Origin of the sequence: Enterococcus sp. DIV0175 (assembly GCF_050529075.1) — a bacterium.
Lineage (GTDB): Bacteria > Bacillota > Bacilli > Lactobacillales > Enterococcaceae > Enterococcus_B > Enterococcus_B thailandicus.
On sequence record NZ_CP172880.1, the window covers coordinates 1,364,871 to 1,385,648 of the forward strand.

Annotated in this window: 20 protein-coding genes; 16 read left to right on the plus strand and 4 right to left on the minus strand. The window is 37.2% G+C overall.

Annotated elements, in window-relative coordinates; translation table 11 throughout:
• Positions 1-43 precede the first annotated feature (43 nt).
• The 7 genes from IGJ76_RS06485 to IGJ76_RS06515 all read left to right on the plus strand — a co-directional run bounded on the left by IGJ76_RS06485 (position 44) and on the right by IGJ76_RS06515 (position 4,817).
• Positions 44-781: a LytR/AlgR family response regulator transcription factor gene (locus tag IGJ76_RS06485; protein WP_071868345.1), complete on the plus strand. Its 738-nt coding sequence runs from the start codon at positions 44-46 to the stop codon at positions 779-781.
• 93 nt (positions 782-874) lie between these two features.
• Positions 875-1,447: an accessory gene regulator B family protein gene (locus tag IGJ76_RS06490; RefSeq protein ID WP_071868346.1), complete on the plus strand. Its 573-nt coding sequence runs from the start codon at positions 875-877 to the stop codon at positions 1,445-1,447.
• Positions 1,448-1,608: 161 nt separating this feature from the next.
• Positions 1,609-2,031 (plus strand): MarR family winged helix-turn-helix transcriptional regulator, encoded by a 423-nt coding sequence (locus IGJ76_RS06495; RefSeq protein ID WP_067481951.1) that lies wholly within the window; start codon positions 1,609-1,611, stop codon positions 2,029-2,031.
• 36 nt (positions 2,032-2,067) lie between these two features.
• Entirely contained in the window at positions 2,068-3,027 is a 960-nt protein-coding gene (locus tag IGJ76_RS06500) for a ring-cleaving dioxygenase (RefSeq protein ID WP_095803627.1), read from the plus strand.
• A 14-nt stretch (positions 3,028-3,041) separates the two neighbouring features.
• The gene (locus IGJ76_RS06505) at positions 3,042-3,935 is read left to right on the plus strand and encodes a VOC family protein (RefSeq protein WP_095803628.1); all 894 of its coding nucleotides are present in this window, start codon (positions 3,042-3,044) and stop codon (positions 3,933-3,935) included.
• 12 nt (positions 3,936-3,947) lie between these two features.
• Positions 3,948-4,556, plus strand: a complete 609-nt coding sequence (locus IGJ76_RS06510) for a flavin reductase family protein (protein WP_067481957.1) — start codon at positions 3,948-3,950, stop codon at positions 4,554-4,556.
• 51 nt (positions 4,557-4,607) lie between these two features.
• A complete protein-coding gene (locus IGJ76_RS06515; RefSeq protein ID WP_067481959.1) occupies positions 4,608-4,817 on the plus strand; it encodes a hypothetical protein in 210 nt (69 codons plus the stop codon).
• 176 nt (positions 4,818-4,993) lie between these two features.
• Here the strand turns inward: IGJ76_RS06515 and IGJ76_RS06520 are convergent, their stop codons facing one another.
• Complete coding sequence (locus IGJ76_RS06520) at positions 4,994-5,584, minus strand: histidine phosphatase family protein (protein ID WP_067481961.1); 591 nt, start codon at positions 5,582-5,584, stop codon at positions 4,994-4,996.
• Positions 5,585-5,821: 237 nt separating this feature from the next.
• Between IGJ76_RS06520 and IGJ76_RS06525 the strand changes: the two genes are divergently transcribed.
• The 9 genes from IGJ76_RS06525 (at position 5,822) to IGJ76_RS06565 (ending at position 17,265) form a co-directional block, all read left to right on the plus strand.
• Positions 5,822-6,454, plus strand: coding sequence for a PepSY domain-containing protein (locus tag IGJ76_RS06525; RefSeq protein ID WP_067481963.1), 633 nt, complete (start codon positions 5,822-5,824; stop codon positions 6,452-6,454).
• Positions 6,455-6,588: 134 nt separating this feature from the next.
• Positions 6,589-7,317, plus strand: a complete 729-nt coding sequence (locus tag IGJ76_RS06530) for a GntR family transcriptional regulator, LSA1692 subfamily (protein ID WP_067481965.1) — start codon at positions 6,589-6,591, stop codon at positions 7,315-7,317.
• Positions 7,318-7,326: 9 nt separating this feature from the next.
• Positions 7,327-8,622, plus strand: a complete 1,296-nt coding sequence (locus tag IGJ76_RS06535) for a Sapep family Mn(2+)-dependent dipeptidase (RefSeq protein WP_218658246.1) — start codon at positions 7,327-7,329, stop codon at positions 8,620-8,622.
• A gap of 646 nt (positions 8,623-9,268) precedes the next feature.
• A complete protein-coding gene (locus IGJ76_RS06540) occupies positions 9,269-10,219 on the plus strand; it encodes a N(4)-(beta-N-acetylglucosaminyl)-L-asparaginase (protein ID WP_075491516.1) in 951 nt (316 codons plus the stop codon).
• Between the two features lie 29 nt (positions 10,220-10,248).
• Positions 10,249-10,575: a PTS sugar transporter subunit IIB gene (locus IGJ76_RS06545; protein WP_067481971.1), complete on the plus strand. Its 327-nt coding sequence runs from the start codon at positions 10,249-10,251 to the stop codon at positions 10,573-10,575.
• A gap of 14 nt (positions 10,576-10,589) precedes the next feature.
• Complete coding sequence (gene celB / locus IGJ76_RS06550; protein ID WP_086270944.1) at positions 10,590-11,945, plus strand: PTS cellobiose transporter subunit IIC; 1,356 nt, start codon at positions 10,590-10,592, stop codon at positions 11,943-11,945.
• 199 nt (positions 11,946-12,144) lie between these two features.
• Positions 12,145-14,178 (plus strand): penicillin-binding transpeptidase domain-containing protein, encoded by a 2,034-nt coding sequence (locus IGJ76_RS06555; RefSeq protein WP_430596489.1) that lies wholly within the window; start codon positions 12,145-12,147, stop codon positions 14,176-14,178.
• Positions 14,179-14,685: 507 nt separating this feature from the next.
• Positions 14,686-15,438, plus strand: a complete 753-nt coding sequence (locus IGJ76_RS06560; RefSeq protein ID WP_075491518.1) for a MarR family winged helix-turn-helix transcriptional regulator — start codon at positions 14,686-14,688, stop codon at positions 15,436-15,438.
• Positions 15,439-15,570: 132 nt separating this feature from the next.
• The gene (locus IGJ76_RS06565) at positions 15,571-17,265 is read left to right on the plus strand and encodes an ABC transporter ATP-binding protein (RefSeq protein WP_249024339.1); all 1,695 of its coding nucleotides are present in this window, start codon (positions 15,571-15,573) and stop codon (positions 17,263-17,265) included.
• A gap of 75 nt (positions 17,266-17,340) precedes the next feature.
• On the opposite strand, the gene IGJ76_RS06570 is transcribed toward IGJ76_RS06565, so the two are convergent.
• From IGJ76_RS06570 to IGJ76_RS06580, 3 genes are all read right to left on the minus strand, one after another.
• The gene (locus IGJ76_RS06570) at positions 17,341-18,501 is read right to left on the minus strand and encodes a cation:proton antiporter (RefSeq protein WP_071868355.1); all 1,161 of its coding nucleotides are present in this window, start codon (positions 18,499-18,501) and stop codon (positions 17,341-17,343) included.
• Between the two features lie 95 nt (positions 18,502-18,596).
• On the minus strand, positions 18,597-19,124 hold the full coding sequence (locus tag IGJ76_RS06575; protein WP_271014916.1) for an HdeD family acid-resistance protein: 528 nt from the start codon (positions 19,122-19,124) through the stop codon (positions 18,597-18,599).
• A gap of 114 nt (positions 19,125-19,238) precedes the next feature.
• Positions 19,239-20,663, minus strand: a complete 1,425-nt coding sequence (locus IGJ76_RS06580; protein WP_095803635.1) for a helix-turn-helix domain-containing protein — start codon at positions 20,661-20,663, stop codon at positions 19,239-19,241.
• Between the last annotated feature and the right edge of the window lie 115 nt (positions 20,664-20,778).

Sequence of the window (20,778 nt, forward strand, 5' to 3'; positions counted from 1 at the left end):
TTACCCAAGCGGTAAAAATGAGAGATGAAGTGGGGCGATAGCTGTGTTGAAAATCTTTGTTTGTGATGATGAAACAGTTCATAGAAATCGAATTACCAAAATTGTAAAAAACTATCTAATGATGATGGATTATGATATAGAATTTGCCATGGAGACTCCTGATCCTAATGATGTTTTGAACTTTATTCGTAAGGAACGAACAGAAGGACTCTATTTTTTAGACATTGACCTCAATGCCGAAATGAATGGAATCATGTTAGGTGCAAAAATCCGCGAGTATGATCCGACTGCTAAAATTGTCTTTATAACTTCTTATAGTGATATGTCTTATTTAACTTTTGTTTACAAAGTAGAAGCTATGGATTACTTAGTAAAAGACGACTTTGAAGAATTACAGAAAAAAGTGATTAGCTGCATTGACACTGCGATGCAACGTTATATGAACACAGAGCTTCCTAGTCGTGAACAGATTCGAATCAAAAGTGGTGTGCTGGACATTAAATTATTCGTAGACGAGATTTTATTTTTCGAATCGAGCCAAACACCGCATAAGCTGATTATTCATTTGGATAACAGAATGGTCGAATATACTGGAAAAATCAAGGATGTGGAGAAATTCAGTCAGTCGTTTTATCGCTGTCACCAATCTTATGTAGTGAATGTCAACAATATCAGTCGGATTGACAAAAAGGAACGCGTAATCACAATGGTCAATGACGAGGAGTGTCTAGTGTCTACTCGTCACTTGAAAAAACTAGTGGATCGTTTTAATCAAAAATAAACTTAACACTTTTGCTGAAATAACTAACACTTATGAGTTTGCTTTCTCTCACTTTCAACTCCTTATATAATCAAATTTAGGGGAGATGAAAATATGACAAATGAATATGTTTCACTAGAGGAGAAAATAGCAAAGAACTTAAGTCAAAAGCTTGGCTCAAATTTAAACCTTTCTGAACTTGAAACTGCAAAAATCGAGTATGGTCTTTCGACATTACTTGTTGAATTAATTAAACTTGTCTTTATTTATGCTGTTGCAGCATTCTTACAAATTGTTCCAGCTGTGATTGTTACCCACGTGACGTTTTTCGCCATTCGCCGAAATTCTTATGGCTATCACGCTAGCAAGAGTTGGTTATGTACAATCCAAAGTATTTTTTTATTAGTGATTGTGCCATTTGGTGCCATCTTTTTTGATATTACCATTGGTAGACTTGCTTTTTTAGGCGCTGCAGCACTTTTGACAGTGATTATCGGATTCAAAGGACCAGCAATCGATCCTAAGCGTTTAAAAGCAGGAGTTGAGAAAACACGAATGAAAGCAATCGTTGTCAGTATAGTAATTTTATTCATTGGCGTAGCGATTCCTAGTGATTTTTATCGAATGTGCATCCTGTTAGGAATGACAAGTGCAACAATTCTCTTATTCATCAAAGTTAAAGAGTAGTAAGTTAAAAAGTTACCTTTCACAATGGGAGGTAGCTTTTTTCTTTTCTAAAATTCTAGTTGTGTTTAACTTTAAGACAAATAAATTGCAATTTAAATTCATTCCGGCTATTATTATCTCGAATTAGAGATAATTATTTTTAAGTAGATGGAGGTGGGAAAATGGAACAAACAACTCAGGCTTTAAATGCGTTCATTGGTTTATTGCGCGTAAGTGGAAAACTGGAAGCTGTGGTGAAAAAAGACGTTAAAAATTATGGTTTGAATATCACCGAATTTTCTGTACTTGAGTTTCTTTACCATAAAGGCAAGCAAACACCTCAAACCATCCAAGAGAGAATTTTGATTGCTAGTAGCAGTACCACCTACGTGATTGATAAGCTGGTAGCAAAAGGTTTAGCCGAACGCAAAACGAATCAGGCAGATCGTCGTGAAACGTATGTTGCGATTACCGATCCGGGTTGTCAACTAATGGCTGAAATTTTTCCGCAACACGCAGCAACAATTGGTCGATGTTTCGCTGATTTTGAATTAGATGAACTATTGCAACTAGAAAAACTATTAAAAAAAGTAAAAGATAACTGACAATAAATATAACTATGAAGAAACGAGGAAATTGAAATGAATATACAAGATAACCCCTTAGGAATTCACCACGTAACTGCCATGACAAGTGACATTAAGAAAAATTATCAGTTCTTTACAGATATTTTGGGTATGCGTCTGGTGAAAAAAACAGTAAACCAAGATGATATCCAAACATACCACACGTATTATGCTGATGATTATGGTACACCCGGAACAACCATGACATTTTTCGACTTCCCTAATAATCCAAAAGGTGAAAAGGGCACCAATTCAATTTCAAGAATTGGTTTTCGTGTTCCCACTGATGCAGCACTAGAATATTATCTGCGCCGTTTTGATGAATTTGCTGTGAAACATGAAGAAATTTCTGAACTTTTCGGTAAGAAGATTTTACGTTTTTGGGATGAAGATGAGCAAGCTTACCAATTGATTTCCGATGAAACGAACGTGGGTGTTCGTCCAGGTACACCTTGGAAAAATGGACCAGTTCCAACTGAGTTTGCTATTTACGGTTTAGGTCCTGTGGAAATCACAATTTCTTACTTTGATGATTTTCGTGCACTTTTCGAAAATGTTTTAACCTTTAAAGAAATCGCTGTTGACGGTAACCGTCATTTGTTGGAAATCGGTGAAGGTGGAAATGGGGCACAAGTTATTTTAGTAGAAGATACAACTAGTCCTCAGGGGCAACAAGGCTTTGGTGAAGTTCATCATGTTGCATTCCGTTTAGCTGATCGTAGTTCTTTAGAAGTTTGGCAAAAGATTTTTGACGATCTTGGATTACCAAATTCAGGTTATGTCAACCGCTACTATTTTGAATCACTTTATGTTCGATTGGGACATATTTTAGTTGAATTTGCAACGGACGAACCAGGATTTATGGAGGACGAACCTTACGAAACGTTAGGCGAAATCTTATCATTACCACCATTTTTAGAAAATCAACGTGCATCAATCGAAAGCGCGATTAAACCTTTTGATACAAAACGTTAACAAAGGAGAATAGTATGCGTCCATTAAATAAAATTCATCATTTTTCTGCAACCGTTGCTGATTTAGATCAAACACTTCATTTTTATCGTGACATTTTAGGGTTACGCTTAGTGAAACAAACTGTTAATTTTGATGATCCAGATAGTTATCATCTTTATTTTGGGAATCATGATGCAGAGGTCGGTACCATCATCACTTTCTTTTCTTGGAAATATGAAACGAAAGGCAGAGTTGGAAGTGGGCAAGTTGGAACGATGGCTTTTCAAATACCGTTAGGAAGTACGCGTTATTGGCTTAGTCGTTTAGAAGAATTTTCAATTACTACGCAACAAACGGATTTATTTGGAAAACCAACAATTGAATTCGCTGATCCAGATGGATTGACGATTGCTTTAGTTGAAAATCAGAAAACTTCGGAGACCCCGGCGATTCTTAGTTTATTTGGCGGCGTATTACTTTCTGCAGATCCCCAAGCAACGGTTCAGCTATTAACGGAAGGATTGGGTATGACTTTGGTACGTAACTCAGCTTTCGGCTACCATCTTGTTTTCGGTGAGGAAGAGGAGCAACAATTGATTGTTCCTAAAGAAACTTTAACTCCTGGTAGATTCGGGCCAGGAACAGTTCACCATGTCGCATTCTTGGTTGAAGATGATTCGTTACCAGATTGGAAAGCGAGATTACAAGAAGACAAATACGTTGTGACAAAAATCAAAAATCGTAAATATTTCCAATCCATCTATTTGCAAGAACATGGGAATGTTTGGTTGGAATTAGCAACGGGGACGCCTGGATTTACTGTTGACGAACCTTTAGAAACACTTGGTGAGGAATTTATGTTACCAGATAAATTTTTACCACAAAAGTCAGCAATTTTAAAAAGACTTCCCAAATTGAATACGTTATAGAAGGAGAAAAAAATGATCCAAAAATCACCTTCAGATTTAACTGAAAGAGAAAATTATAAATTATTGATTGGCTCAATCGTTCCCAGACCAGTAGCGTTAGTAACTACTCGTTCTGAAAATGGAATTGTGAATATTGCGCCGTTCAGCTATTTTTCGATTGTTAGCTCGAACCCGCCAATCATTTCGCTAGCAATTCAACGTAAAATGCACGAATTGAAAGATACAGCTGCCAATCTTTTAACCACAAAAGAAGCTGTTATCCATATTTTAGATGAAGATAACGTTGCTGATGGAAACCAAACTGCGGCAACATTGCCAAGAGAAGAGAGCGAATTAACACGAACGACTTTTTCGACGGAGGACGCTCAGATAGTTAAAGTACCTGTTCTCAGAGAATCGAAAATTCGTTTTGAAACAGAACTCTACCAACACATTGAAATCAAAGAAAATGAGCAAATTACTGCGGACTTGCTTTTATTAAAAATCAAGCACTATCAAGTGGATGAATCCATCTATGATGACGGGCGCATCTTAATTGAGAAATTAAAGCCTGTCAGCCGTTTAGCTGGCAATAATTATGCTAAAATAGGAGATATCTTTACCTTGGTTCGCCCTGATTAATGTCGAGTGAGAAAAGAGAAGAATCAATTATACAGATTAGAGGGGTTTATGATGTTAAAAATTACTTACAAAACTGCGGCAGATGCCAATGAAATGACGAAAGAATATGCTGAACCAGCAGCTTTCCTGCATGATCAATATTTAGAGGTCCCACCTTTACAAGATTACTATCATGTTGTAGAAGCAACTCTGGATGGTCAAGCAATCGAACTAAAGGATCAAACGATTGGTGGATTATTTAATCAATTGAATCAAAAATAAGAAAGCAAAGAGGCTGGGATATTTCATCCTAGCCTCTTTTTTACTGTGTTCCTAAAATGGTCTCTTCACCAATAAGCGAAAGTTGTTCAAAACTTAGAAAGCAATTCCTGGTAATTTCTATTTCTTGAAGTTAAATGCTTCTTTCACAGTCTAGTCACAGTCTAGCTTTTTTAATTTTATAACTCACTAAAATCATGGTTGATTGCCTCTAAAAATTGAAATTCCTTATCTGAATAAGAAAAGACAAGAATACAACAATTTGAAAATTGGACTTTTTTTACTTCAGGGAAAGACAGCCATTTTTGAAGAAACAGATACAAAGAGCCGCCGTGGCTAACGGCTAACACTTCTTGATGGTCAGGTCTTTCCATAATTTCTGTCAATGTATTGACCATTCTCTCCTGTAACTCTTGACTACTTTCTCCACCAAAAGGTACAAAAAAATCACCATATGAAGTTTCTCCCGGTGCATGAGGAGGGTTGAGCGACTCGCTTTCACCTTCAAAGACACCAAAATTCCATTCTTTTAACCCTTTTACTCGCTGATAAGGAAGCGTAGTGACTTGTTCCAACGTATCACAGGCTCTTTCTGAAGTAGAAGCATAAGCGTGATCTAGGGTGATTTGATTGGCAGAAAAATAATTACCAGCTATTTTTGCTTGCGCAATACCTTTTTCTGTTAGTGGTGAATCGCTCCAACCTTGAATTCTTTTTAGTTGGTTGAATAACGTTTCTCCGTGTCGCATAAGGTATAATTTTTTTGTCATTTTCATTCCTTCTTTACGTAAGATTTTGCTATTTGTAGCGTTTACTTTTAGTCTCTAAATAAATCATACAGGCTTGAGTGCACTCTAAGTCAAGCGTTTATTTGAAAATTTCTGACCTTTGCCCGATTTTCCGTTATAATAAATTTAGACAGCTTGAAGAAGTTGGTGGGTGAATGACCCCACTCAGTTGTCAACTTCCTATTTTTAATTGAACATAGACGAAAAGGAGTTAAAAAAATGAAAAAAATTGCTTATTTGAGCATTGCTATCGGCACACTTGGACTATTGGCAGGGTGTCAAAGCAATGAGAAGCAGGATCAAAGCCAAAATCAATCGAACACACAGACGAGCCAAACACAAGCAATGAAAGACAATCACAGTTCAACTACTGCTTCTTCCGTGGCAGGAAAATCAGTTGAAGGTGACTTACGCGTCTCAGTTGAAGAAGCAATCAAAACCTATCAAGCTACTTATCCTGATAGTGATATCACTTCTCTTGAATTAGATACCTCATTTGGTGCTTATTATTACAAGATTGAAGGAGTCAATGACACAACTGAATTTGAAATCAGGGTAGATGGTGTCACGAAAAAGGTGGAGAAAGAGCGAGAAGAACAACTTGATAGAGATGAGCAAAATGGTGTAAAACGAAGAGAAGATAAAATTGACATCCAAAATTTATTGAGTATAGAAAAGGCTGCTGAGATTGCTGTCCAGCAAGTTGGCGGCGGAACAGCAACGGATTGGGATTTAGATAAGGATCTTGGTATTACTTTCTGGGAAGTTACTGTTGAAAACAACCAACAAGAAACAACTGTTAAAATGAATGCTCAGACAGGTGAGATTTTAGAAACCGAAGTTGATGACTAAAATAGCTCTTCGAAAAAAACGCTCTCAAAATAATTGAAATTCTTGTCCATAAGATATAGTATATACCGTGAAGTATATACTATATCTTTTTTTGTAAAAAATCAGCCAAATTTAAAGGAGCTCAGACTATTTTTATGGTGGAAAAAGAAACTAGAAATAAATTTACGCAAGTCGCTTCAAAAATTGAACAGCGAATTGAAGAAGGAACCTATGTCAGTTCGCAAAAATTACCTTCAGAATATGATTTAGCAAAAGAGTTTCAATGCAGTCGTTTAACAATTCGAAAAGCAATTGATCTGTTAATTCAAAAAAACGTGTTAGTAAAACGACCAGGAAAAGGCAGTTATGTGATGTCTCAACAGAAGATTCAAAGTGGGCGCGCAGGTCTCCAAGGGTTTACTGAAGCAGCTAAAGCATATGGTAAGACGAGTAAAACAGAAGTTATTTCTTTTCGAAGATTACTCACAGACAATGAAAAAATTCGTAGCGCACTACAGCTGAATCCGGACACAGCCATTTACGAATTAATTCGAAGACGTTTACTTGATGGTGAGCCAATGACCGTTGAGAAAATCTACTTAGCAGAAAACTTTATTGCAGGTTTTACGATTGAGGATTTTAATGGTTCGTTGTTTGAACTATTGGAAAAACAAGTTGAAATCGCCTATTCTCATCAAGAAGTCGAAGCGATTTTAGTTGAGGAGGAGATGGCAGATTTATTAGATGTTTCCTTAGGCAATCCTTTATTAAGAGTGCAGTCTGTCACGTATGCCATTGATGCAGAACCTATTTTTTATGACATTTCATATTATCGAGCTGACCGTTATACATTTAAAAATACACTAACTCGTTACAGCCAATAGGAGGTCACTATGAACATTCACCAGTTAATCGAAGAGAACAAAGAACAGTTTTATCAAGATTTGAATGAAGTAATAAAGATCAAAAGTGTGAAAGGGACACCCGAAAAAGCAGCGCCATTTGGTCGAGGGCCAAAAGAGGTACTTGAAAAAGCCCTTTCTTTGTCTAAAAGCTATGGATTTGAAACTTCTAGTGTGCAAGATGCAGTTGGGTACGCACAATGGGGAAAAGATTCTGAGTATATTGGAATTGTTGGACATTTGGATGTTGTCCCCGAAGGTACAGGCTGGTCATTTCCACCCTATCAGTTAACAAAAAAGGCTGGACGTTTTTATGCACGTGGAATCTTAGATAACAAAGGTCCTATTATGGCGTGTCTGTATGGTATGAAGTTATTAAAAGAAGCTGGATTCGTCCCTAAAAAAACGATTCGAATCCTTTTTGGAACAGATGAAGAAAGTGGTAGTTCTGACATTCCGATGTATTTGAGCCAAGAAAAGCCACCGATATTCGGTTTTACGCCTGATTGCAAATATCCCGTCGTGTACGGAGAGCGTGGAATTGTCAACTATCAAATTTTGACTGCTTTTGATACGCAAGAATTAAATCAACTCAGTAATATTAATGGCGATCAAGCAAAAGATCATGTTCCTGACCAATTAGCTGTCACAGTCAATCAGGAAGAAATCATGGTAACTGGGAAACGAGCCCCCTCTAATGCACCTGAGTTAGGCGAAAATGCCATTACCTTATTAGCTGAAAAAATCAAGACCAACCAATTATTAACGGGAGAATTACAGGACTATTTTTCTTGGATAGTAGATTCGCTCGCGAATCAACACAACGGGGAAGGATTAGCTTTGAATTTTGAAGACGAAGACAGTGGAAAACTGATTTTGACCCCCTATGAATTGTTGAAAACAGAAACCGGTTTGTCCTTATCTATTGCCATCCGTTATCCTGTTTCCGTAACTGAAGAAGAAGTAACCGAAACGCTTCTTGGACAGTTACCAAAAAATAGCGCGATGGAAATTGTTCGTCGAATCAAAAGTAGTTCGTTTCCTAAAGAAAATCCACTTGTCCAAAAATTGAGTGCAGTTTATGAAGAGGTAACGAAAGAAGATGGTTCACCCGTAACGACTACCGGTGCAACTTATGCTCGGTTTATGCCAAACATTGTCGCATTTGGTCCTTCATTTCCAGGGCAAAAAGGGATCGCACATAATCAAGATGAGTACATGGATGAACGTGACTTACTGCTGAATTTGGAAATTTATATGCGGGCAATCATTGCTTTGACTGAATAAGAACCAAAAAAAGATCTAGGATAAAAATTTTCCCAAATAGATAGACCGCCTAAAATCCGTTTTTAAAAGCGTTGATTTTAGGCGGTTTTAAAATTGAAAACATGCTAAGAGGGACTAGATTTTTCATTTTTTCCGACTTTTTCGAATAAACGGTACTCAAGAAGTAACTTTTCCACATAGCTTTCAGCCATCTTCAAACATAAGCTACGGCTTTGAGCGACAGCTTGCCATCTTGTTTGGAGCTGAACGTTTTACATCGCAGCCTCTATCCACGGCGTTCAAGAAGCAACTCCTTCCAAATAAGTCTAAATTTCACAAAAATTTTAGAAGCAATTTCTGAAAATTTATTCTGATTTATTGGAGCCAAGCACTTCTTTCACAACCTTACTCACGGTGTTCCCAAAACAACTCTTCCATATAGTTTGCATCCACCTCAAAATATGAAAAGCTATTTTGAGTGTTTGCTCACTATCTTGTCGGAGCTAAGCGTTTTGTGCACAACCTTTTTACAGAAATGAGAGCTTGATTGTTTTTTTATGAGAAAGTCAACTTTTTAATTCTTTCAGTATATACAAAACAGTATATACTGATTATAATATTTTTATGAAAGCGCATTAGTTAAAATGAAATAGAAAGGGTGAATAGAATGCAAGGTGCAATTGCTACTTGGCGAATGGCACATGATGGTGTCGTTGAAGCACTACGACTTTTAGAAAAAAATGAACGAGCTGGAGATGCTGTAGAAGCACTGATTAAAACTGTGGAGGACTATCCGTATTATAAATCAGTGGGTTATGGTGGATTGCCAAATGCTCAAGGCATTTTAGAAATGGATGCCGCTTTTATGGATGGCGACTCTTTTAAAATTGGCGCAGTTGCTGGAATTACGGATGTTAAAAATCCTATTTCAGTGGCTAGAAGTTTAAGTGAAGAAAAATTTAACAGTTTTTTAGTTGGAACTGGTGCAACACAATATTCGATGCTGCATGATTTTGAACGAAAAAATATGTTAACACCTCGTGCCCATAAAATTTGGGAAAAGCGATTAAAAGAAATCCAAGAAAAACAGTTGGATCCTTATGATGGTCATGATACGGTTGGTGCTATCACCTTAGATACCTATGGGTCGATGGCAGCAGGAACTTCCAGCTCAGGTTTGTTTATGAAAAAGCCTGGACGTGTCGGTGATTCACCACTTTCTGGTTCAGGCTTTTATGTCGATAGTACGATTGGTGGAGCAGCTGCAACTGGGCTAGGCGAAGATTTGATGAAGGGCTGTTTATCTTACGAGATTGTTCGACTAATGGGCAGCGGAGCTAGTCCACAAGAAGCTTGTGATCAAGCAGTTTATTCTTTTGAAACAAAACTTAAAGAGCGCTATGGGAAAGCTGGCGCATTCTCACTCATTGCAATGAATAAGGCAGGCGAGTGGGGCGTGGCAACCAATGTTGAATTCACCTTTAGTGTCGGTACACAAACACAAGCACCACAAATTTTTCTTGCTAATCCAGGGAAAAATCAGACAACGTTGATTGAACCAATCACGCAGGAATGGTTAGAAGCCTATGAGAAAAGAATCAAAGCACCAATTGATTAAAAATAAAAAACATTTAAGGAGTGAATTATATGAAGAAAAAAATTTATTTGTTTTGTGATGCAGGTATGTCTACAAGTATTATGGTCAATAAAATGATGGAAGTCGTTCAAGCACACCAGATGCCATTAGAAATTACTGCCTTTCCAGTTGCTAGAGCACAAGAAGTTGTTGAGCAGGAAAAACCGATTGCCATTTTATTGGGGCCTCAAGTGCGCTTCTTGCTCGAAAAAGTTCGGACGCAGTTTTCACCACAAAATATTCCGGTTGCTGCAATCTCTCCAGAAATCTATGGCATGATGGACGGTGAAGGTGCGTTAAAAGAAGCACTTAAATTAATCAAGAAAAATAAACAATAACGTGGAGGTCGACCATGCAAAAATTTTTGAATTGGCTGGAAAAAGTACTAACTCCTTTAGCCAAAGTCATCGGTGAAAATAAATATTTAGTTGCTATTCGTGATGGATTCCTATTGTCAACACCACTATTGATCGTCGGCTCAGTTTTTCTTTTAATTGCTAATTTTCCTCTTCCTCAGTGGAATGAATGGATGTCTGCCTTGCTTGGTGACAACTGGGAGGCAATGATGTCTGTACCTGCTAGTGCGAGTTTCGATGTCATGACCATTTTGGCCGTAGTCGGAATTGCGTACAGTTTAGGGAAACAATTTCATGTTGATGCAATGCAGTCTGGGATTATCGCACTGGTTTCCTTCTTTATTTTAACTCCGTATCAGACATTATTTACACCAGAAGGAAGCACGACTGTTTATGAAGTAACTAGCTTGCCTTTGAAGTGGATGGGGTCTAGTGGGTTGTTTCTTGGAATGATTGTTGCGTTGATCTCTACTCGTTTATTCGTTGCAATGGTACGTAAAGGTTGGACGATCAAGATGCCGGATGGTGTTCCACCTACTGTAGTCAAATCATTTGAAGCACTTATTCCAAGTTTTGTAGTAGTAACAATGATGTTTTTAGTAAATTGGCTTGTTTCCTTGACTTCTTATGGCAATCTGCAAGATGTTATCTTCACCTTCTTACAAACGCCGTTATTAAGCTTAGGAAATACGTTAGGCGCTATGATTATCGCATATCTTTTCTTGCATTTCTTTTGGTTTTTTGGAATCAACGGAAGCAGTGTCGTTGGTGCTGTGTTCAATCCAGTTCTTCGAGCTTTATCCGTCGAAAATCTGCAAGCATTCAAAGACGGACATGAAATTCCGAACATCATTACCGGTCAATTTCAAGATATGTTCGCGACTTTTGGTGGTGCAGGTTCAACCTTGTCGTTAATTGTGGTAATGGTTCTATTCTGTAAAAGTCAACGAATCAAAAAGCTTTCACAATTATCGTTAATTCCGGGTATTTTTGGAATTAACGAACCAGTTATTTTTGGGTTACCGATTGTTTTGAATCCTATTTTGTTGGTTCCTTTTGCTTTAGTTCCAACAATCAATATCATTATTGCGTATTTTTCAATGAATATCGGATTGGTTCCTTACACAAATGGAATTCAGTTACCATGGACAACACCACCAATCATTTCCGGCTTTTTAGTGAGTGGATGGCAAGGTGCTGTGTTACAAGGACTTTTATTTGTTTTGGGGATGGCAATCTATTATCCATTTATCAAAGTAATGGATGTCCAGTATCTTCGTGAAGAGGTTAAGACTAGGGAAGAAGAACTAGATGAAATCAACTTCGATGATTTTGATTTCGATGATATTTAATTTTTTAACTTAAAAGAACCAACAAGACAATGGTGATTCTTGTCTTGTTGGTTTTTATTTATTAGAAAAGACGTAGTACATAAAACAAAAAAATAACAAATTTAAAAAAATTTAAGATAGCAACCTAGATGATAGTTAGATATAATAGAAGTGTTTTTAACGACCAACGATGGTTGAAGCAAAAATTGGGAGGATACAGATGAAAAGAAGCGAACAGAAAAAAACAAAAAGCTCTGTCCCATATATTTTAGGCGCTGTAGCACTCATTGCAATAGCTGGTGGGGGATTTTTCTATTATCAACATGATCAAGAAAACAAAACTGTCGATGAAGCGAAAACAACGATTAAACAATTTGTAAAGGCACTTGATAAAGGCGATTATCAAAAAGCAACGACCTTTTTAACAACAGCTACAAAAAAATCGAAATGGACGACTCAAGACATTTTGGAGAAGTACCAGAATATCTATGATGCTGTTGATATAAAAGGATATACCGTGTCAGATTTAACTGTCGAAAAAAAGAAAAAAGATACCTATACTTTTTCTTACACAGCTAAAATGAGCACTGCTTTGGGTGAGCTAAAAAATCTGACTTTTGAAGGGACACTGACTCGCGAAAAAACAGGCCCCAAAATCAATTGGCAACCTAATTTGGTTTTCCCTACTATGGAAAATGGGGACAAAGTCAGCTTGAACACACAAGAGGCAACGCGTGGTGAAATCCTGGATCGAAACGGGGAAGGATTAGCAACCAATGGCCAGTTGAAGCAACTCGGTGTTGTTCCAAGTAAGTTAGGCGAAGGTGCAGAAAAAGAGGCTAATATCAAAACTCTTGCTGAGAGGACACAACTAACAGAAGATGCAATCAACCAAGCTATCTCACAAAGTTGGGTTCAACCAGATTACTTCGTTCCACTCAAAATCATTGATGGGGAAACACCAGAATTACCTGCGGGTGCAACTATTCAAGAAGTAACTGGACGATATTATCCATTAAGTGAAGCTGCCGCACAGTTAATTGGTTATGTAGGTGACATTACTGCCGAAGATATCGAAAAGAATCCAAAATTAAGTAGTGTAGGAAAAATTGGACGCTCTGGTTTGGAAATGGCTTACGATAAAGAATTACGGGGAACCAACGGTGGGAAGTTAGTTATCACAGATGAAAATGGGAATGAAAAAAACGTACTTCAAGAACAAGAAGTGAAGAATGGCAAATCAATTAAATTAACGATTGATGCAAAGGCTCAAAAGACTGCCTACGATGAATTAGGTGGAGAAGCTGGCTCGACTGTAGCTACCACACCAAAAACAGGCGATCTACTCGTTTTAGCAAGTTCACCAAGTTATGATCCGAATAAAATGACCAATGGTATCTCTGAAAAGGACTACCAAGTGTATGCCGATGACAAAAACCAACCATTTATCAGCCGTTTTGCTACTGGTTATGCGCCGGGTTCGACATTTAAAATGATTACTGCCGCAATTGGTTTGGACAATGGCACACTAAATCCTGAAGAGAGCTTAAACATTGATGGATTAAAATGGCAAAAAGATTCTTCTTGGGGGTCGTATGAAGTGACGCGGGTAAGCGATGTGGCACAAGTTAATTTACGAAATGCGTTGGTTTACTCTGATAATATTTATATGGCACAACAAACATTGAAAATGGGAGAAAAAGCTTTCCGAGCGGGCTTAGATAAGTTTATTTTTGGTGAAGATTTAGACCTACCAATCAGTATGAATCCTGCACAGATTTCTAATGAAGATAGCTTCAAATCAGAAATTTTATTAGCAGATACTGGTTATGGTCAAGGAGAATTATTGATTACACCTATCCAGCAAGCAACGATGTATTCCGTTTTTGCTAACAATGGAAATCTTATCTATCCTAAATTAGTTTTAGATGCAAAAACGAAAACGAAAGACAGTGTGGTTAGTAACTCCGCTGTTCAAAAAATCTTGCCAGACTTGGAAGCTGTTGTGACTGATCCTAATGGGACAGCACATTCACTCGCTAGCTTAGGAATTCCTTTAGCAGCAAAAACAGGTACAGCAGAAATCAAGGAAAAACAAGATGAAAAAGGGCAAGAAAATAGTTTCTTATTTGCTACAAATCCAACTAACCAAGGCTATCTCATGATTAGTATGCTAGAGGATAAAAAAGAAGGGGACTCTGCAACACAACGAGCACCAGAATTAGTAAACTATCTAAATGAAACTTATCAATAAAGGTTGTGGCGCAAAACGTTTAACTCCGAAAAAATAATGAATAACTGACAAAAATAGTTTTTCATATTTTTGGACAGGTATGAGTTATTTCGAGGAGTTGTTTGAGGAACACCGTGGATAAGGTTGTGGCACAAGGTGTTTAGCTTCAAGCAATAAGAATTTCTTTCTAAAAACAGTTCCTCATGTTTTTATGAAAGAAGGAATTATTGCCGAAGGAGCTGACTTGGGAACACCGTGGATAAAGGTTGTGGTACAAAGCGTTTAACTACGACAAGATAGCAAGAAGTTGCTTGGTGAACACCATCTATCCAGAAAAAGTAGGTATGACAAAAGTCTTGTCATACCTACTTTTTTATTGTTCTAGGGTAGTTAATTGGTACAACTGAAGACATCAAAAGCTCTCAAAAAAATAATTTATAAAAAGTAGTTGACAAATAGTTCGGTGCCGAACTATAATAACTAACGAAATAAAGTTCGGTACCGAACTAAAAGAAAGGAATTTTGAAGATGAGTGAATTATCTGAACGTTTGATGAAGCAACTACGTTTTATTAGTGAAGCAAGCAATGCTTTTATGAGTCAAAAAAAGCAAAAATTTACTGGGCAACAACGAGTTTTGGCAATTTTACGACTAGAAGACGGATTAGTCCAAAGCTACCTTGCTGAAGTTTTAGATTTACGACCAAGCTCGTTAGCAGAACTAATGAAAAAAATGGAAAAAAGTGGGGATGTTACCCGTGAGGAAGATGAAAATGATAAACGAACAAAACGCGTTTATCTAACGGAACAAGGAAGAACAAAAGCGGAAAAGAATGCATCCTTCAAACAAGAAAATCAAAGCGAAATCTTTTTTGCTGGTTTAACTGAAGAGGAGCAAACAACTTTTAGCGACTTATTAGAAAAAATCTCTAGTGGATGGAGCGGTGAATTTCATCGTCAATCAGAAAAGTTTATTGATCCATTAGATCGTTTCCAAGCAATGCAAGAAATGCGGGAAGCTTTATTTGAAGAATACGGTGGAGATTGGCAAAACTTACCACCTGAAGATTTACGAAAAATGCGTCGCGAAATGAAACGAATGATGCGAAAATCGCCATTTGGTGAACGTGGTGGTCGTCCAGACTTTTCACAAGATTTTCCAAATCGATTTGGTCGTGATTTTCGACGTGAGTTTTGGAGAGGCAGTCCAAATGAAAGACAGCATCCATTCAACAAAGATGATTCGCAAAGAAACAATGATGATGAGTGGGAAGATTTTTAACGATTAAAAATTTTAGAACAAGTTTTTAGGTATTAGGAGGAAAAGAACATGGCACGAGGCGGCGACGGACAACCCGCAAGATTTGCTGAAGAACTACCAGCATCTACTGGAACATTTAAATTCAAAGATTTTATGAAATTGATTAACAGTGTAAGCTCCAAGAAAGGTTTGTTTTTATTTGGGATCTTACTCAGTCTAGTCACAAGTGGAGCAAGTTTGGTCGTCCCACAGTTAACAAAGGGGCTGGTTGATACCAGTGAATTATCAAAAATTGACGGGAAAATGGTCGCAGTGCTACTTGTTGCATTTGCCGTTTATCTTGGTTTTGGAACGATTGGTGGTTTTTTACTTCGTTATGTTGGTGAACATTCTGTTAAATCCCTAAGAGAAAAATTATGGGCACATTTACTTCATTTACCTGTAGGTTATTATGATGAACATAAATCAGGTGAGAGCAGTTCTCGTTTAGTAAATGACACAACGGTGATCAAAGATTTAGTGACGACTCAATTTCCAAACTTTATCACTGGTGCAATCCAACTAGTTGGCTCAGTTATTATTTTGATCATTATGGATTGGAAGATGGCGACGCTGATGTTTGTTGCAATACCAGTCGTCATGATTATCATGATCCCAATTGGTAAGATGATGTCTAAGATTGGTCGTCAACTACAAGGTGCGACAGCTGATTTTAATGCCGATGCTACAGAAAAACTTGCTGAGATTCGTTTGATCAAATCAAGTAATGGCGAGGAAGCAGAAAAAAATAGTGGTCGTACGTTTATCGAAAAGATTTTTGTTTTAGGTGTCAAAGATGCCAAAATAGAAGCTGTTTTACAACCAATCATGATGACAGCAATGCTTGGATTGTTTGTTGGAATCCTTGGCTATGGTGCCGTACGCGTTCAAGCAGGTACGTTAACAAGTGGCGAATTAGTTGCATTCCTTTTGTATCTGTTTAATATCATCACGCCCGTGACAAGCTTTGCGATGTTTTTCTCTCAAGCGCAAAAAGCAATGGGGGCAACGGAACGTATCCAACAAATTTTGGAAACAACGGTTGAAAAGAACGGTGAAGTAGCTGTCGATGTTGCAGGAAAAACGATTCAAGCAGAAAATATTTCTTTCAGCTATGAAGAAAATCATCCAATTCTAAAGGATATTTCGTTCTATGCAAAACCCAATACAGTGGTCGCTTTTGCTGGACCAAGTGGTGGCGGGAAGTCAACGATTTTCTCTTTACTTGAACGATTTTACCAACCAACAGCTGGTAAAATTACAGCTGGCAATCAAGACATTCAATCGTTTAATTTGAGCGAATGGCGTTCACAAATTGGCTACGTGTCACAAGATAGTGCTGTTTTCGCTGGAAGTATTCGAGATAATTTACAATATGGTTTGGGTAGAACTTTGACTGATGACGAACTTTGGCACGGCTTAAGTTTAGCGTATGCCGATCAGTTTGTTCGTGATTTCCCTGAACAATTGGAGACTGAAATCGGGGAACGTGGTGTGAAATTATCAGGTGGCCAAAAACAACGAATTGCGATTGCCCGTGCGTTTTTACGAAACCCACAAATTTTGATGTTAGATGAAGCAACTGCAAGTTTGGATTCACAATCAGAAGAAAAAGTCCAACGTGCATTAGATCATTTGATGAAAGGACGAACAACCTTAGTCATTGCCCATCGTTTATCAACAATTGTTGGTGCGGATCAAATTTACTTCATTGAAAAAGGAACAGTTACTGGACATGGAACTCACAGCGAGTTGATTCATTCCCACAACTTATATGCTGAGTACGTCAATGAACAAATCGTTAATTAAATTTGTTAGTAAATAGGAAAGAAAAAGGTAAAACAAAACGGACTATCGTTTTGTTTTACCTTTTTTATTTTGATCTCAATTTGCTTTAACAGTATAAATCTTTCTCGTAAAATGTTTTAAAATCAATGGAGAAACTAAAGTCGTTAGTAAAATGATGATTACTAATGGTGAATAATACCGTGCTTCAATCAACTTACTTTGTTGTCCAATTTGTAAAATAATCAGAGCCATTTCGCCACGTGAAATCATTCCCGCACCAACCATCAAGGAACTATTTCCAGAAAAGCCAGCAACTTTTGCGCCGAAATAACCACCGACCAGCTTCGTCAAGATTGCAACAATCGTAAAGGCAAGAATGAAGAAAAGTTGACTTCCGAAATTGGCGAAATCTACTTCTAGTCCTACACTGACAAAGAAAACAGGAATAAAGACGGAATAACCTAAAGCCTCTACATTTCGATAAACTTCCTGTTTGACTTTTGTCTGACTAACAGCAATTCCTGCAAAAAACGCTCCGATTACTGAACTAAGACCAACTAGATCTGCGACAAAAGACATCCCCAAACAGATGACTAGGGAAACAATGATCACAGCAGAATTTGCATAAATTTTTTCTGCGAAAGACATCAATAGGGGAGCAATCCATTTAACCAACAAGAAAATAAATACGAAATAAATCACTTGTTCCAATAAAATCAGTGGAAGAGATGTTTGGTTAGCTGTGTCACCAGTCAAGAACGAAAGACTCAAACTTAGCACTAAGACAACTAAAATATCATCTACTACAGAAGCTCCAAGGATGGTTGAGCCTTCTTTAGTATTGACCACATTTAATTCCTTCAATACCTCAACTGAAATACTTACTGAAGTTGCTGCAAGGATAATTCCAAAAAACAGTGCTTCATTTAGCGGCACATGAAAAGCTTCACCTGTGAGCCAACCAAATACTACTGGAAATAGAATTCCTAACAAAGCAACGAACATACCGGGCTTAAAATACTTTTTGAGTAAAGATAGATCGCTTTCCAAACCCGCAAGAAACATTAATAAAATCACACCGATTTCAGAAAAATCATGTACTAAAATGTTGGGATGCACCCAATTTAAACCTGCTTGTCCTAAAATCACGCCGACTAACAACTGCCCGATTACAGCAGGAATCCCAATACGACGTGAAAGATGTGAACCAAGCGTTGTCGCAATCAAAATTAGACACAAGGTTCCAATAAATTCCATTTGATCATTTCCTTTCATTTGAATAAAAAAGAAACAGCACACCTGCTACACAAAAATCAGGCGAACCATTTCTCTTGATACAATTAACACTTAGCTTAGTTGATCGTCATTTTTTTTAATTTGAAAAAGCTGATTGCTTCTGACACGCCCATGACAATGAGCATTACCCCAAAGATTTGGAATAAAACTAACAAACTAGCAAATGGGTTGAACAACAAAACGATTCCGCCAATCAATAACAGCACACTGTAGATAAGCCATGGTGTCGATTTCATATTCAATCCCATAATCAATTGGAAAATGCCGTTACAAATAATTGCTAAGCCTAACAAAATCGGTAAAATCGAAGCAATTGCTGGTGCAAAAAACAACACGACCAATGCCAAAATCAGAAAGATGATTCCGCTAAACAGACCAAAGCCCCAGCTTCCGACTTGTTTTTTACGTTTATAATCTTCAAATAAATTGAAAATACCTAACAAACAGAAATAAGCAGTAATCAGATAACCAATCAGATTAAAAACAGCTCTTGGATTAATAACGATCAATACGCCTAAAACGATATAAATAATAGCTCTGACTAAAGCATAAGTTTTAAAGTTTCTTTTTAATCCCTCAATCATACGAAAACCTCCTTTTCTTTCATTCTATAACATAAACTGCTAGTTTGCCAAGAAAACCGATTAGCATTCACCACTAAAAATGCAAGATAACTTATTTTAGAAATAACGCAGTAATCAAAAATCCAACAGGTCTAACAATTCACTTTCATTTGAAAATAAAATAGCGTCATTAATCAAGACGCTTGGAACATCAGTCTGTGGGATAGGTTGATTGGTGATAATCAGATCAAATGCGTTTAAATCATAGTCAACGACTTCTTCATCTGTAATAGCTAACATATCTGAACGGATTTTGTGTAAAGAAAGTGTCGCATGAACATAATTACCAATGTACTGGCTATGATTGATTCCCATATCACTGACAACTAAAATCTTTTTAGATGCTACAATGCTTTGATTGATGCCTGGATAGCCATTCAACAGCCAAAAAATATAGGAAGAAGAATGGTTTAGTAAATTGGTTTCTAATAGAGCGGAAAAGAAGTGCAGTTCTGCTTGAAGTCTTGCATATAAATGGAGTTGAGTAAAGTGAATATGTCTTGTGAACAAAGTTGCTCGTTGTGTTAATTCCGTTGTATCAAACGGAATTAGTCGAGAGAATAAATAAAGACAAGTCAAGAGATGCACGATAAAATCGACTGCATCTTCTGTGAGTTGCTCAGTTTGTGAAAAAGAATTGAATTTTAGATTGGTACGGATTTTTTCACTGATATCCTTTTTTTCCTCATAAGAATATTGTTGGAAAGGTCCTTTTTGAAAATGGTAGAGTACCTCTTGATACGTTTCAACATCTAAGCCAATCAAATACTGACTTAAAAAGACATAATCTTCGTGTTTGATTTTCATATTTTCAGGGGCTTGCCTCTCGGAATAGAGTGGAAATCCCTGTTGCTCTCGCTCCAAGCTAACCATGAAATACATAATAAAAAAAGTATGCTCGTAACTATTATCACCACTGACAATATTTAATTGACAGTGGTTACGACGCATCAATTGCTTCACTTCCTTTTTGTCTAGTTGGTAAGGTAGTGCGTAGTGACCGTAGTAGATCAAAAAGAAAAAGGTAACGAAAATTCGTAATGATAATTCACCTTCTGTACTTGTTAGTTGATAGCCCTGGTCAACAACAATTTTCAGTGAATATTTCTCCAATACTTGATTACACTGTTTCAATTTTCGAGCAAAGGAGGAGCGGCTGATACAGATCGTGTCACAATAATATTCAATCGTATTGCCTGGATTTTGAATGAATTCGTTCAATAGTTGGGTATTTGTTGAGGTTTGTGCCATATCCGTTAACATTTGTAGATAAACTGAGACGTTGAACCTTTCCAAGCGATAGCCAAGTTTATGGGAAGTTTGAATCGTGAATACTGATCCCCAACGCTGCTTGATTTCTTCAATATAACGAATAAACGTTGACTCAGAGCTTCCAATATATTTTGCAAGTTCTTTTTTAGTCATCCATTTGTCAGAAATGGATAATATTCTAATAATTTCTTCCATTTTCCGATAATTATCTTCCAATAGCCTAATCATATTTTTTCCTCCCCAACCCTTTACTTTAATGAAACAACCATCGAAAGAATGAAGCAATCTCATAAATGAAACCGTTCGGTTTAAAAACTGGTGTGATTTAATTACTGGCTTCTTC